Consider the following 14,292-nt stretch of genomic DNA (forward strand, 5'->3'; position numbering starts at 1 on the left):
AAATTGAGGAGCTGATAATATGGGCGAATGGATAGAGACGGTTACTGGTAAAGTTCCTGTTGCAGATATGGGTAAAACACTGATTCATGAACACTTCCAATTTGGTTATCCAGGTTACAGCGGGGACATTACCTTGGGGCCATATAACCGGGAAGATGCAGTACGTGCCGGGATTGAAGCGGCCAAAACAGTCATGAAATATGGAGTGAAAACGGTTGTCGACCCAACTCCGAATGAATGTGGACGTGATCCGGAAGTTTTAAAGGATATATCGGAGGCTACCGGTTTACAGATTGTTTGTGCCACTGGATATTATTATGAAGGTGAAGGTGGTACTACTTATTTTAAATTCCGTAAGTCGCTCGGAACAGCGGAGAAAGATATTTATAACATGTTTATGGAGGAAATAAATCATGGTATCGCTGGAACGGGAATTCGACCGGGGATTATTAAACTAGCATCAAGCAAGGACGAAATTACGTCATATGAGCGAATGTTTTTTGATATCGCAGCAGAAGTCCATAAGGAAACAGGTATTATGCTACTTACTCATACCCAAGAGGGAACAATGGGACCTGAACAGGCAAGGCTTCTGACTGGTGCAGGAGTTGATCCAGTGAAGATTGTAATTGGCCATATGTGCGGAAATACTGATGTGGACTATCATAAGCAAGCACTGGAAACCGGCGTATATATTGGCTTTGACCGTTTTGGGATTCAAAAATTGGTTGGGGCACCAATGGATGAGGCACGAATTGAAACATTGGTACAGCTGTTGGATGAAGGATACGAAAAACAAATTATGATCTCCCATGATTCCATCAATTACTGGTTGGGACGGGATCCTGAAATGAGTGAGGATGTGGCTCATCTGGTTCGAAACTGGCATCCTGCACATGTGTTTGAAAATGTAATTCCTGCATTAAAACATCGGGGCATACCAGAAGCGACAATTGAAAGTCTGTTCCATTTGTAAGCGTTATCCTATAAAAGTATATGAAGGAGGATGGAGATGGATAAAGTCTGGTTAAAGCATTATCCAGAACATATCGCAAAAGAATTGGAAATCCCGAATCAATCATTGCCGGAAATGCTAAAGGAAACGATTGCAAATTATGGAGATCATCAGGCCATTCATTTTTATGGAAAAGAAATCACTTATCAGCGACTTGGTGAACTGGTTGATGCCTTTACCGCTGCATTGCAGGAAGAGAGGGTTAACAAGGGGGACCGGGTGGCCATCATGCTGCCCAATTGCCCGCAATATGTAATCAGTTATTATGGAATTTTACAAGCTGGAGGAATTGTTACACAGCTAAATCCGATGCTTGTTGGGAAAGAATTAGAATATATTTTAACTGACTCGGATGCTGAGACTATTGTGATTTATGAGCCATTACTGCCGGCATTAAACGAAGTCATGGATAAGACAGCTGTTAAACGAGTGATTAAGGTTAATTTGAAAGGAGGAGAAAATGAAGACGTTATTGCCACAGGATTTGAGGCATTTATAAAACGCGCATCTACACCACCTGTACCTGCCGAGATTGATGCATATGAAGATATAGCAATTTTGCAGTATACAGGTGGAACAACCGGACGTTCCAAGGGGGCCATGCTTACCCATAGCAATTTATTGGCCAACGTGATGCAGTCCCATGAGTTTTTTAAAGACACATTTAATCTGGGAAGTGACCGGGTGCTAACGGTTATTCCGCTATTCCATGTTTATGGCATGACTTCCTGCATGAATCTGGCTATTTATACAGGAGCAATGAGTATCATGCTTCCACGATTTAAAGTGGATGAAGTATGGCAAACGATCAAAGATTTACAACCGACCAAGTTTCCTGGCGTACCAACGATGTATATTGCTTTACTGAATCATCCGGATGTCAGTGAAAATGATTTGGTAAGTTTGAAGGTTTGTAACAGTGGCAGTGCGCCGATGCCAGGTGAAGTTCTCCGTTCATTCGAAGGTAAGACAGGTGCAATGATTCTCGAAGGCTATGGATTATCAGAAACGTCCCCATCAACACATTGTAATCCCAGTTTTGGTCCTCGAAAAACTGGTAGTGTCGGGATCGGTTTTCCATCAACCGATTATAAAATAGTAGACTTGGCCGATGGAACAAAGGAACTTCCACCAGGAGAGATCGGTGAAATCATTATCAAGGGACCACAGGTGATGAAGGGGTACTGGCATATGCCGGAGGAGACTGCACACGCACTTCGGGACGGATGGCTGTATACGGGAGATATCGCCTATATGGATGAAGATGGATTTCTTTTCATTGTTGATCGTAAAAAAGATCTAATTATTGCGAGCGGTTACAATATTTATCCACGAGATGTGGAAGAAATCCTCTATGAATATCCAGCTATTCAGGAAGCTGTCGTTGTCGGTGTTCCCGATCCATATCGCGGAGAAACGGTCAAGGCGGTTGTTGTATTAAAAGATGGTTATGCATGTACACAAGATGAAATAATCGCGTATTGCCGCAAAAATATGGCTGCTTATAAGGTACCGAGAGTGGTGGAGTTTAGAAAAGAATTACCGAAAACAAATGTTGGTAAAATTCTACGTCGAAAAATCAGAGAGGAATCAGTGAAAGCGGAGTAGTTTTTCACAGAAGGAAGGGGAAAATGTGAAAACGATTTCACGAAAAAGCTGGCCGAAAGATGTCCCCATGACATTGCATTATCGCCTTGGGGAAAAGCCGTTACACGAATATCTCATACAAAATGCAATCGAACAACCAAAGCAGACTGCATACGTTTTTTACGGAAATTCGATTACCTGGGAGCAGCTAAGTGACAAAACCCAACGTCTGGCTCAGTTTCTAGCAAACCGGGGAATTAAAAAAAGCTCCCGGGTCGCCCTGTTTATGCAAAATTGTCCACAATATATCATTGGCCATTTTGCAATCCAAATGCTTGGCGGGATTGTCGTGCCACTAAATCCAATGTACAAGGAAGCAGAACTTGAATATTACATGAATGAAGTGGAGGTTCAAGCTGTAATTGCCGGTCAGGAACTATATCAACAAATAGAAAATATAAACGATAGACTTCCTGCATTGGAATTTTCATTGACCACCAACTATGTCGATTTTCTTGGCAATGAGGTAACACTGCCATTACCAGATGAACTGCAAATGGAGAAAAAGAAAGTAACTGGCACATATGACATGCTGGAAGTAATTGCACAATCCGATCCAATCGGGGAACCGGAAGAAATAAATATTTGGAAAGATGTTGGATTAATGGTGTTTACATCGGGAACAACAGGAAGATCAAAAGCAGCCATGTTAACTTATGGAAATGCCTTGTTTAAAACAGCGGCATCAGCTAATGGATATTTGATCAATAAACAGGATCAAACATTGGCAGCTGCCCCGCTCTGTCACATTGCTGGCATGGTCATGGGGGTGAATACACCGATTTATAGTGCTGTTTCGTGTGTATTGCTCAACCGTTTTGACCCGGAGGCAGCGATCAAGGCGATTGAACGGTACAGGGTAACTAAATTGTATACGGTAGCGCCAATGAATAATGCGATCATTCATTATCCAGAGGTGGAAAAGTACGACCTGACATCATTAAAGCTTAACTTTGCTACTAGTTTTGGCATGCCTGTGGACGAAAAACTGGCTGAAACATGGAAGAACCTTACTGACGGCTGCCTCATGTACGAAGCATCGTATGGATTAAGTGAAACACATACTTGTGATACATTCATGCCAATCAATCAGATTAAGTATGGCACGTGTGGAATCGCCACCTATGATACGGAATTTCGGATTGTTGATCTGGAGACTGGTGAAGATTTACCGCCTGGTCAGCAAGGCGAAATTGCTGTGAAAAATCCGGGTGTTTTTAAAGGATATTTGAACCGGCCAGAGGCAACAGAAGCAACATTACGTGATGGCTGGGTGTTTACCGGAGATATTGGAATGGTGGATGAGGATGGGTATCTTTATTTTAATGGCAGGGTCAAAGAAATGATCAAATCATCCGGGTTCAGTGTTTTTCCGGAGGATGTGGAAGCGTTACTAAGTGATCATGAAGCTGTATCCCAGGTGGCTGTTGTTGGTGTCCCGGATAAAAACCGCGGCGAAAGTGTGAAAGCATTCATTGTCTTAAAGCCGGAATATAAAAACAACGTAACGGAAGATGAAATCGTGGATTGGGCAAGGGATCATATGGCTGCGTATAAATATCCGCGTAACGTGGAGTTCCTTGAACAATTGCCGGCAACATCCTCCGGTAAGATACTGCGGCGGCTTTTACGGGAATAGTAGAATCTTCCTGCAACATACGCAATTTTTTGTAATGGGGGACAATCATGGAAAAAATCAAAGAAGCAAACATGGAGAAAGCAATTGATGAATTAATCGAAAAAAAAGATAAGGCAAAACTTGGTGGCGGTTCAGATAAGCTAAAGCATCAGCATGAGCTGGGGAAATACACTGCCCGAGAGCGAATCGACAAACTTGTTGACCCTGGATCATTTTTGGAATTGGGGTTGCTTGCTCATTCCGATCAGCCCGGTGCTGAGGGAAAAAGTGCCGGAGATGGTGTTATTACAGGTCTGGCAAAAGTCAATGGTCGACCGATCGTATTACAGGCAGCAGACAAAACTGTCTTTGCCGGAACCGAGGGGATGGTGTATTTCCGTAAAACCCATGCCGCTCATACATTTGCCGTTAAGCGGGGTTTTCCGCTGGTTTGTTTAATGGAAGGCAGAGGACTTCGGATGCCAGATGGAATGGGAGCGGATGGAATCAGTCAGATGCTTTTTCCCAATGAGCTGTTGTTGCATCGAAGAGAAGTTCCGATGATTACCGCTATTTTGGGTGACAGTTTTGGCGGACCAACATGGACTGCTGTTTCCTCCGATTTTGTGACTCAGGTAAAAGGTACTTCAATGGCTGTAGCCGGTCCGCGGATGCTGGAAATTGCTACAGGTGAAAAGGTCACCAATGAAGAACTTGGCGGCTGGAACATTCATGCCGATCATACCGGACAAGTGGAACGGTTTGCGGAAGATGAAGACGAAGCAATTGCGGAAATAAAACAATTCCTGGACTATATCCCACTAAATAAAGGTGAAGAACCACCATATCAGGAGACGAGTGATGATCCCTATCGAAGTGTTGATGAATTAATAAATATTGTGCCGACTCGACAAAAACGAGCGTACGATATGAAAAAGGTTGTTAAACGGCTTGTAGATGACGGGGTGTACTTTGAACTTAAATCTTCATATGGAACCGCACTCATAACGGCATTAGCCAGAATCAATGGCAGGACGGTCGGGATTATTGCCAATCAGCCAATGAAATTCGCTGGTGCTGCCGGAGCTAAAGAATGTGATAAGGCGACCGATTTCATTTGTTTGTGTGACTCGTATCATATTCCATTAATCTTTTTACATGACATTCCTGGCTTTCGTGTTTCCAGTGAAGCGGAAAAGTTGAAAATGCCAACAAAGATTATGGTCTGGAATCAAGCACTTGCCCAATCAACTGTGCCAAAGATCTCCGTCGTTATTCGCAAAAGTATTGGTGCAGCCTATGGTAATATGTGCGGTCCGACAATGGGAGCCGATTTCGTTGTTGCCTGGCCCACGGCAGAGATCAATTTTACCGGACCTGAGGTTGGCGTCAATGTGGTTTATGGGCGGGAACTTCAAACTGCTGAAAATGCTAAAGAAAAACGCCAGGAATTATTGAAAACATGGGGGTTTGACAGTTCTCCATATCAGGCGGCTGGCAAGTATTTAATTGATGATATCATTGATCCGCGGGATACTAGGAAATTCTTGTCACAGACGTTGGAATATGCCTGTCATAAAAATGGTTCAAAAAGTGAGCGCCATTTAGCTAATTGGCCGACTGGATTTTAGATAACGATTAAATGGAGGAGATACGCCATATGCGTAGTTGGAAAGTAACCAAACTAGGTGAACCGAAAGATGTGTTGGCATTGCAGGATGAGCCATGTCCTGCAGTGGAAACCGGAAAACTGTTAATTGAGGTAGAAGCCACATCCCTTAATTTTTTCGACATTTTACTTTGTCAGGGAAAATATCAGGAAAAGCCGCCAATCCCGTTTACGCCAGGGGCTGAGATTTGCGGGACTATCCGGGAAGCTGGAGAGGGTTGTCAGTTGACGGCGGGACAGCGGGTAATCGCTACACCAGAATTGCCAGCTGGCGGATTATCGGAATGGGTATGTGTTTCGGAATCATCTGTTTACGCCATCCCGGAAGTAATGCCTGCCAATGAAGCAGCCGGAATGTTCATTACGTATCAAACCGCCTATTATTCATTGTTTTACCGGGCGAATCTACAAGCTGGTGAAGTCTTACTTGTTCATGCGGGAGCGGGTGGTGTAGGTTCTGCCGCCATTCAGCTTGGAAAAGCCAAAGGGGTAAAAGTGATTGCTACTGCTGGTGGTCCGGAGAAAGTAGAGATATGTAAAGAACTCGGTGCAGATGTGACTATTGATTACAAAGCAACTGATTTTGTGAAACGTGTCAAAGAAGAAACGAATGGACAGGGTGCCAATGTAATTTTTGACCCTGTTGGTGGTGATGTATTCGATCGTTCCCGGAAATGCATTGCTTTTGATGGCCGTATCTTAGTGATCGGTTTTGCGGGCGGCCGTATTTCCGATGCCCCTGTAAACCATGCATTGGTCAAAAACTATTCGATTGTAGGCGTTCATTGGGGACTGTTTCGTAAATTAAATCCAAGTGAAGTCCTAAACATTCACAACCAGCTTATGAAACTTTATGAGCAAAGAGCTATTCGTCCACTAGTTTATCAGGAATATAACCTTGCAGATGTTCCCAACGCATTGGAAGTGCTGGCTGATCGAAAAACATATGGGAAATTAATTGCAAGACCATAACATGACGAAAGGGTGAGAAAATGCGATTAGCAAACAAAGTCGCCATTGTAACAGGGGGTGGCGGGGATATTGGCAGGGCCACGGCATTAAGATTTGCACAAGAAGGGGCCAAAGTAATGGTCGCTGATGTCAGTGAAGAAAATGGACTTAAAACTGTACGTGCGATCAAACAACAGGATAGAGAAGCTGCATTTATCCGTACAGATATGACTAATCCCGCTGATGTTGTACAAATGGTGGAAAAAGCAGCAGATATATTCGGTCAGATTAATATTCTATATAATAATGCCGGGATAAATGCGGATGAGAAAAAGATTCCCGATGTTTCGCTTGAGGAATGGCAACGGGTGATGGATATCAATATTACCGGTGTATTTCTTGGTTTAAAGTATGTTTTGCCACATATGGAATCCGGTAGTTCGATCATTAATACAGCCAGCATTGCCGGAATGAAAGGGCAAAAACTTGTTGCTGCTTATTCAGCCTCAAAGAGCAGTGTAATGGCTCTTACCAAAACAGCCGCAACGGAATTTGGCCGAAAAAATATTCGGGTGAATGCGGTTGCCCCAGGGATCATTGATACAAAAATGGTAGATGATTGGAAGAAAACGGACAAGTGGCCGATTTTGTCGACTGCCAATGCATTACGCAGAATCGGTAAGCCAGAAGAAGTGGCTAATGCGGTGCTGTTCCTGGCATCTGATGAGGCATCTTTTATTACCGGTGAAACTTTGGTAATCGATGGTGGTACATTGAATATATAGCCGGTCGTTTTGGAATTCTTCTTTGACATACCAACCATTTAGTATATAAAAATTGGAGGAGTGAAACGAATGCATTTACGTTTAACCGATGAGCAAAAAATGGTGCAGCAAACCATCAGAAAATTTGTTGAAAAAGAATTAAAACCACTGGAAAATGATGTGCTAAGAAATGAACGAGAGGGCAAGCCAAGCCTATCAGCAGAAAAGTTGGATGAATTACAATTAAAAGCAAAAGAAGCGGGTTTTTGGGGGATCAATACACCGGCAGAATATGGTGGTGCTGATCTTGGGCAAATGATGATGGCCATCGTGTTGATGGAGGTTGGCAAAACGTTTGTACCATTTCAATTCGGTGGCTCTGCCGATAACATTCTTTATTACGGGAATGAACAACAAAAACAAAAATACTTAATTCCAACCATTAATGGCGAGAAAAAGTCGTGTTTTGCTATGACCGAACCTGGCGCAGGATCAGATACAAGAAATATTAAAACAACTGCGGTTAAGGACGGCAATGAATGGGTCATTAATGGTGAGAAAACATTTATCACCGGTGGAAATGAAGCCGATTTTGTCATGGTGATTGCAATCACTGATAAGGAACGTCATCAGCGAACCGGAAGAGAAGGGGTTACCTGTTTCATTGTTGACCGGAATATGGGATGGAAATCGGAATATATTCATACAATGGGAGAATGGGGACCAGCCGGCCTTGTTTTTGACAATGTACGTGTACCGGAAGAAAACGTTTTGGGCGAAGTGCATGAAGGCTATAAGCTTGGCCTGGAATGGATTGGTTTTGCCAGATGGGTTGTTGGCGCGACCGCTGTCGGTGCTGCAGAACGCCTGTTGCAAATGGCAATTGATTATGCCAAAGAACGGGAAACATTTGGCAAACCAATTGCGGATCGGCAGGCCATCCAGTGGCAAATTGCTGATTCTGCAGTTGAGATCGAGGCTGCCAGATGGATTGTGCTAAATGCCGCGTTTACACTTGATATCGGGGAAGATAACCGCCATCTGGCATCGATGGCTAAACTTTACGGATCCAATATGGGTAACCGGGTTGTCGACCGTGTCCTGCAGATTCATGGCGGGATGGGTTATACCAAGGAATTACCGATTGAACGCTGGTATCGTGAAGCAAGACTTTGGCGCATTTACGATGGTACAGATGAGATTCAACGGTTAATTATCGCTAGAAATCTATTAAAAGGTAATGTAAAATTAGGACAATTCATGTAATATTTTACAAGGAGGAATTCATAATGACAAACAGGTTTGCAGGAAAAGTAGCTTTCGTAACAGGTGGCAGCCGTGGAATCGGTAAAGGTGTCGCACAAAAGTTTGCCGAAGAAGGTGCCAAAGTAGCAATTATTGATATTAATGAAGAAGCATTAAGCGCAGCAGCACAAGAGTTCACCAATAAGGGTTATGAGGTCTTGACCAAAACAGCTGACGTTACCAATGCGGACGAGGTGGAAGCAGTCGTAGAGGAGGTGGTCAATACATTTGGTTCGCTCGATATTTTGGTCAACAATGCCGGAGTTATCCGGGATAATCTATTATTTAAAATGACGGACAGTGACTGGCAGCAGGTCATGGATGTCCATTTGAAAGGATCGTTCAATGCCGCCCGGGCAGCGCAAAAATACATGGTGAAGAATAAATATGGCCGGATTATTAATACATCATCAACATCAGCATTGGGTAATCGTGGACAAGCGAACTATTCTACCGCAAAAGCCGGATTACAGGGGTTAACCAAAACCCTGGCGATTGAACTTGGTAAATTCGGCATTACCGTAAATGCAGTTGCACCAGGATTCATTGAAACTGATATGACAAAAGCAACTGCTGAACGAATAGGTATTTCATTTGATGAATTAGTGGAAGCAAGTGTCAGTCAGATACCGGTTGGCAGAAGTGGAAAACCGGAAGACATTGCTAATGCGGTGGCATTTTTCGCTGATGAAGCATCGTCATTCGTAAATGGTCAAGTGATCTATGTTGCCGGAGGGCCAAAGGACTAATTATCTCAAGAAGAAGAGGTGGATAAACATGTTTGCCGATGCAATTGGAAAACGGTCGGAAAAAATTAAAAATGTGGTAGAACGAGGAATGGTCAAAAAATTTGCGGAGGCCATCAAGGATCCTCATCCGATATTTATTGATGAAGCATATGGGAAAAAGTCACGATATGGCGGGAATATTGCCCCGCCAACATTTCCCCGGGTTTTCGAATTTGGGGAGATCAATGATTTAACCTTGCCAAATAAAGGCTTAATTCACGGAGAAGAAACCTATCATTATGAACGACCATTACTTGTAGGAGAAACGATTTATTGTTATTCCGAAGTCGCCGATTACTATGAAAAAAAAGGAAATAATGGACTGATGGGATTTATTGTTTTAAAAAGATATGGAGAAGACCTTGAAGGTAAAACCATCTTCACGGAGGAACAGGTAGTTATCATTACCGAAGCGGTGAGAAAGGAACTGGTACGATGAAACAATTACTCGATTTACAACAAGGGGAATCACTTCCGGAAGTAACACTTGACCCTGTGTCACGAATCGATCTAATTAAATATGCTGGGGCCTCTGGGGATTATAATCCAATTCATACGATTGACGATGAGGCCAAAAAAGCTGGGTTGCCTGGTATTATTGCTCATGGCATGTGGACAATGGGAAATCTCGCTAAATTATTCACTCCTTATTTGGAAGATGGATTTATCCAAGATTACCAGATACGCTTTTCCGGAATGGTTTTCTTACAGGATCTGATTACCTTAAAGGCAAGATTAAAAGAAGTGAACGAAAAGCAATTGAATTTTCAAGTAATGGCAGTAAACCAAGATGGGAAAGAAGTTATTAAAGGGACAGTGAATTTTCTATTGTATGCATAAGCAAACCGTGAATCAAAGGCGGACGAGAATGGAGGGATTTGATGGCATCAGCACATGATATTGAGGTCTACGTCCGTTTTTGCGAAACCGATGCAGCTGGCCATGTGAATAATGTCAGTTATTTTCTATATTTGGAGGAAGCACGGACAAAGCTATTCAAAACATTGGGAATGCGTACTAACCATGGAAATTCTACATTAAATTTTATTTTAGCCTCAACTTCCTGTGATTATGTTTCCCAAGCATTTGCAGGGGAACATCTAAGGGTGGCGACGACTGTTGACCGGATTGGGACGAAAAGTTTTCGCCTTCATCATATAATCACAAATATGGAGTCAGACGTTGTTATTGCGGAAGGTTCAGCAACAGTTGTTTGTTACAATTATGTTGAGCAAAAAACAGTACCAATTCCAGACTTTTTACGAAAGAATTTGGAAAGCCGGTTGGAAAATCATGCTGTGAGATAAATATGTGGTTGAAACAACAAGAAGAGGCTGGGACATAACTAGCCAAAAATAGTAAATAAAAAGGTTCCAAGCAAATCAAAAGTTTGCTTGGAACCTTTTTTGTGGAGTTGTTTCTATCTTCCGGTACTAATTTACTGTTCGTGGCGGTGTACTTTCTCAAGTTCACCGCCATCAATGCGAAGGCTAATTCATTTTTCACTTTCTGTTTTCCTCTGACAGAAAAACGAGTGAAACCCAAATTAGCCTTCAAGAAACCGAACGCTTGTTCTACATCAATTTTACGTTTTCCGTAAATTTCACCAGTTTTCTCGTCTGAAAGCTTCGTACGTACATATTCTTTTTGGGACTCCCACTTTTCATTCATGTAGACTTTTCGGTTGTTTCCTTCTTTTGCTTTCGTACATAAATCGCGGAGTGGACAGCCCGAACAGTCCTCACATTCGTACACTTTAAATTCACGGGTGAATCCGTACCTGTCTGTTCGTTTGGAATGATGACTAAATCGTACTTTCCGTCCATTTGGGCACAGGAAAGTATCTTCCTCCTCATTATAATCCCAATTATCTACATGAAAAGCGTTGTTCTTATGCTTCTTTTTCTTCTCCTTTCGATATTGATTGTATGTAATAAGTGGCGTTCGATTTCGATTCTCGATGATATCTTCATAATTCTGTTCACTGCCATATCCGGCATCCGCGACAATGTGTTCCGGCAGTTCGAAAAAGTTTTCTTCAATCGAGTCGAGAAAAGGAATTAAAGTGCGTGTATCCGTCGGGTTTGGGAAAACATCGTAAGCTAGCGCGTATTGACCTTCCGTTGCAATCTGGACATTGTAACCAGCTTTCAATTGACCGTTCTTCATGTAGTCGTCCTTCATGCGCATAAACGTCGCATCCGGATCTGTCTTTGAATAACTGTTACGGTCCCCGAATTTCTCCATATCGTTTTGATACTTTTGCTTACGAGTGATGAAATCGTTAAACTGCTTGCGAGCTTGTTTTGGAAATTTACGTTCGGAACGGATTTTCTTTCGTTCGCTACCAACTTCACAAGCTTCGATTTTTTTATCGTATTCCTCAACCTTTTCATCTAACTTTTCGACTACTTCTTCCATTTCTTTAACGGAAAGTTTCTCTTCTGTTTCTCGCTCTATTGCCGGGATGATCTCCTTCTCCAACAGCTCATCATACAGTTGATTGGACTTTTCGATTAGCTTATCACTATATTTTTCAACGGATTTCCGCCACACAAAGGTGAACTTATTGGCGTTCGCTTCAATTTTTGTACCATCAATAAAAATGGCTTCCTCTTCAATCAATTCCTTTTCCACAAGCTGATTCCGGAACTGGACAAAGCATTCACGTAGTATGTTTTCGATGAGTGGATGAGAACGGAAACGATTGATGGTGCGATAGCTGGGTTCGTGTCCTTGAGCCAACCACATCATGCGGATACTATCCTGTAATAAAGCTTCTATTTTACGACCAGAAAACACGGATTGCGTATACCCACACAAAATGATTTTCAACATCATGCGAGGATGGTACGCAGGACGGCCGGTTTGTCGTATTAAGTCATCGAAAACCTCTTCGGGAATACTCTCGACAAGATCATTGATCGCAAAAGCAATATCATTCTCTTTCAATTTAATTTCTAAATCTAGCGGCAAAACTACCTGATTCATGGTATAATGTTTAAACATAAGGACACCTCCAAAATTATTGTCAGGTAACTTTAATTTTATCAAAAGGTGTCCTTTTTGTTTACTAAAATAATGTCAAAAAAGGCGTGGGGCCTACACTTTTTTTAGTGTAAGCTCCTACGCCTTAATTTTTATTTACTGGAGTTTTGTCCCAGCCTCTTTTTCTTAAAGTGCCAAAGCTGGATAATTAAACAGCTGACACTGCTTCCCGACTCATGATCTCTTTTGCTATTGCTTCTGTTAACTCTCTGGTGGTTTTTGGCACGAATGATTTTAAAACAGGATTAATGACAGGTCCCATCATGCCCTTAGCGGAAACATCGAGATGGCTGGTGATTTTTGTCTTGTCCCTGGTTATTGCCATTGCTTCGAAATAACCACTGCCTTTCAAATTTTCTGACAGCCCGGTGAGGTCAAATGTTACTTTTTTTGGCGCTTGCCAGCTGGTAATATCGATTTGTAAATGGACGGTCTTTTGAACAGGACCGACTTCTCCTTTGAATTTCCATGTAGATTGGCGTTCGTGGAGTATTTGATGTTCCAGGTATCCGGGTACTAGTGGTGCCCATTTATTCATATCGCTGACAAACGCCCAGACATGTTCGATTGGAATATCCAATTCAGTTTGATGTTTTCCACTTGGCATTCTGTTGATCCTCCTTGTTTAACATACCTTCATATTTAGTCAGTTTTTATTAGCCTGCCTGATGATTATATGTGCCTGAAGTAAGCATTAGAACAATCCTTTATGACTATTCTTAAAACGAGTCTGCGAGAAGCGGCGCCTAGTTTACCTTTTTAACCATCCAGAATAATGCCGTTTTGGTTGGTGAGTATGTTGCCAGGGGTGCTCTTTTTTGTACATCGCTTGATAGAAATGAAGGTAACATCGGTTTTTCCACGTTTACCTGTGCCTGCTTCATTTTCCATGGCAGATGATGGATCCCTGCCTGGTAAAGTTTTCGATGTTTTTGCGTCCAAAGAAAATAACGTTCGGCAAGCCAATAATTCAAGCTGTCTTTTTGCGGGTAAAAAGCTTCACCTGTTGGCTGATAGCTACCTTTAAATACAGCATCTGAACCGATTCGGTGACTTTCATAGAAAAAGGTATGATGACGTTTTTTCATATTCATCTTAGCATAAAAATACGGCAGTGTTACCATTCTTGCTCCAAATACAGCATGGGCTTTGCTGGCGTCCAAACTAAAAAAGTATACACCGCTTATGCCACGATACTTTACATAGGTGCGGACATTTAGTTCCAGGAATGTATGAAAGTAGGGAACTCGGGGAGTATTGCGTAATCGCATGCGCCGGACACGAAATGGGATAATCGAAATCCAGGCGTTTCCATCATACGTATCCAAATCCAACCCGGATGGAATATGATCCTGCAATTCCTTTTTTGCTACCGGCCAGTGTAGAAATAGCACATTTTCCCAAGTCTGTGTCATCATCCAAGGGCCATTGGGTAATGGATATTCACGGTGGTCAGTGCTTTTTATGATGTTATTATTCATGACAAT

The 14,292-nt window shown here is 42.4% G+C and carries 13 protein-coding genes and 1 pseudogene; 11 read left to right on the forward strand and 3 right to left on the reverse strand.

Features of this window, described 5'->3' with window-relative positions:
* Positions 1-19: 19 nt before the first annotated feature.
* From O2S85_RS05445 to O2S85_RS05495, 11 genes and pseudogenes are all read left to right on the forward strand, one after another.
* Complete coding sequence (locus O2S85_RS05445) at positions 20-976, forward strand: phosphotriesterase family protein (RefSeq protein WP_269411683.1); 957 nt, start codon at positions 20-22, stop codon at positions 974-976.
* A gap of 30 nt (positions 977-1,006) precedes the next feature.
* A complete protein-coding gene (locus tag O2S85_RS05450) occupies positions 1,007-2,623 on the forward strand; it encodes a long-chain-fatty-acid--CoA ligase (protein ID WP_269411684.1) in 1,617 nt (538 codons plus the stop codon).
* A gap of 67 nt (positions 2,624-2,690) precedes the next feature.
* The gene (locus O2S85_RS05455) at positions 2,691-4,301 is read left to right on the forward strand and encodes a class I adenylate-forming enzyme family protein (protein ID WP_269412484.1); all 1,611 of its coding nucleotides are present in this window, start codon (positions 2,691-2,693) and stop codon (positions 4,299-4,301) included.
* A 47-nt stretch (positions 4,302-4,348) separates the two neighbouring features.
* Entirely contained in the window at positions 4,349-5,911 is a 1,563-nt protein-coding gene (locus O2S85_RS05460) for an acyl-CoA carboxylase subunit beta (RefSeq protein WP_269411685.1), read from the forward strand.
* Positions 5,912-5,940: 29 nt separating this feature from the next.
* Entirely contained in the window at positions 5,941-6,921 is a 981-nt protein-coding gene (locus O2S85_RS05465) for an NADPH:quinone oxidoreductase family protein (protein WP_269411686.1), read from the forward strand.
* A gap of 20 nt (positions 6,922-6,941) precedes the next feature.
* On the forward strand, positions 6,942-7,685 hold the full coding sequence (locus O2S85_RS05470) for an SDR family NAD(P)-dependent oxidoreductase (RefSeq protein WP_269411687.1): 744 nt from the start codon (positions 6,942-6,944) through the stop codon (positions 7,683-7,685).
* Between the two features lie 69 nt (positions 7,686-7,754).
* Positions 7,755-8,930, forward strand: a complete 1,176-nt coding sequence (locus tag O2S85_RS05475; RefSeq protein WP_269411688.1) for an acyl-CoA dehydrogenase family protein — start codon at positions 7,755-7,757, stop codon at positions 8,928-8,930.
* Positions 8,931-8,953: 23 nt separating this feature from the next.
* Positions 8,954-9,718 (forward strand): 3-oxoacyl-ACP reductase FabG, encoded by a 765-nt coding sequence (gene fabG / locus O2S85_RS05480; RefSeq protein ID WP_269411689.1) that lies wholly within the window; start codon positions 8,954-8,956, stop codon positions 9,716-9,718.
* 28 nt (positions 9,719-9,746) lie between these two features.
* Positions 9,747-10,196, forward strand: a complete 450-nt coding sequence (locus O2S85_RS05485) for a MaoC family dehydratase N-terminal domain-containing protein (RefSeq protein WP_269411690.1) — start codon at positions 9,747-9,749, stop codon at positions 10,194-10,196.
* Positions 10,193-10,597, forward strand: a complete 405-nt coding sequence (locus tag O2S85_RS05490) for a MaoC/PaaZ C-terminal domain-containing protein (RefSeq protein WP_269411691.1) — start codon at positions 10,193-10,195, stop codon at positions 10,595-10,597. The genes O2S85_RS05485 and O2S85_RS05490 overlap by 4 nt, the downstream gene beginning before the upstream one ends.
* Before the next feature lie 41 nt (positions 10,598-10,638).
* A pseudogene (locus tag O2S85_RS05495) lies at positions 10,639-10,971 on the forward strand (acyl-CoA thioesterase); the annotation flags it as partial.
* Here O2S85_RS05495 and O2S85_RS05500 read toward each other — a convergent pair.
* The 3 genes from O2S85_RS05500 to O2S85_RS05510 all read right to left on the reverse strand — a co-directional run bounded on the left by O2S85_RS05500 (position 10,943) and on the right by O2S85_RS05510 (position 14,286).
* The gene (locus O2S85_RS05500; protein ID WP_269411692.1) at positions 10,943-12,766 is read right to left on the reverse strand and encodes an IS1182 family transposase; all 1,824 of its coding nucleotides are present in this window, start codon (positions 12,764-12,766) and stop codon (positions 10,943-10,945) included. The pseudogene O2S85_RS05495 and the gene O2S85_RS05500 overlap by 29 nt on opposite strands.
* Positions 12,767-12,953: 187 nt before the next feature.
* Positions 12,954-13,412, reverse strand: coding sequence for an SRPBCC family protein (locus tag O2S85_RS05505; RefSeq protein ID WP_269411693.1), 459 nt, complete (start codon positions 13,410-13,412; stop codon positions 12,954-12,956).
* Positions 13,413-13,551: 139 nt separating this feature from the next.
* A complete protein-coding gene (locus O2S85_RS05510) occupies positions 13,552-14,286 on the reverse strand; it encodes a YqjF family protein (protein ID WP_269411694.1) in 735 nt (244 codons plus the stop codon).
* Positions 14,287-14,292 lie beyond the last annotated feature (6 nt).

It is taken from the genome of Lentibacillus daqui, assembly GCF_027186265.1.
In the GTDB taxonomy this organism is placed as follows: Bacteria; Bacillota; Bacilli; order Bacillales; family Amphibacillaceae; genus Lentibacillus_C; species Lentibacillus_C daqui.

Bases quoted from the DNA above. Each gene is read 5' to 3' on its own strand.
- O2S85_RS05445 (WP_269411683.1), top strand. From the start codon at position 20: ATGGGCGAATGGATAGAGACGGTTACTGGTAAAGTTCCTGTTGCAGAT.
- O2S85_RS05450 (WP_269411684.1), top strand. From the start codon at position 1,007: ATGGAGATGGATAAAGTCTGGTTAAAGCATTATCCAGAACATATCGCA.
- O2S85_RS05455 (WP_269412484.1), top strand. From the start codon at position 2,691: ATGACATTGCATTATCGCCTTGGGGAAAAGCCGTTACACGAATATCTC.
- O2S85_RS05460 (WP_269411685.1), top strand. From the start codon at position 4,349: ATGGAAAAAATCAAAGAAGCAAACATGGAGAAAGCAATTGATGAATTA.
- O2S85_RS05465 (WP_269411686.1), top strand. From the start codon at position 5,941: ATGCGTAGTTGGAAAGTAACCAAACTAGGTGAACCGAAAGATGTGTTG.
- O2S85_RS05470 (WP_269411687.1), top strand. From the start codon at position 6,942: ATGCGATTAGCAAACAAAGTCGCCATTGTAACAGGGGGTGGCGGGGAT.
- O2S85_RS05475 (WP_269411688.1), top strand. From the start codon at position 7,755: ATGCATTTACGTTTAACCGATGAGCAAAAAATGGTGCAGCAAACCATC.
- fabG (WP_269411689.1), top strand. From the start codon at position 8,954: ATGACAAACAGGTTTGCAGGAAAAGTAGCTTTCGTAACAGGTGGCAGC.
- O2S85_RS05485 (WP_269411690.1), top strand. From the start codon at position 9,747: ATGTTTGCCGATGCAATTGGAAAACGGTCGGAAAAAATTAAAAATGTG.
- O2S85_RS05490 (WP_269411691.1), top strand. From the start codon at position 10,193: ATGAAACAATTACTCGATTTACAACAAGGGGAATCACTTCCGGAAGTA.
- O2S85_RS05500 (WP_269411692.1), bottom strand. From the start codon at position 12,766: ATGTTTAAACATTATACCATGAATCAGGTAGTTTTGCCGCTAGATTTA.
- O2S85_RS05505 (WP_269411693.1), bottom strand. From the start codon at position 13,412: ATGCCAAGTGGAAAACATCAAACTGAATTGGATATTCCAATCGAACAT.
- O2S85_RS05510 (WP_269411694.1), bottom strand. From the start codon at position 14,286: ATGAATAATAACATCATAAAAAGCACTGACCACCGTGAATATCCATTA.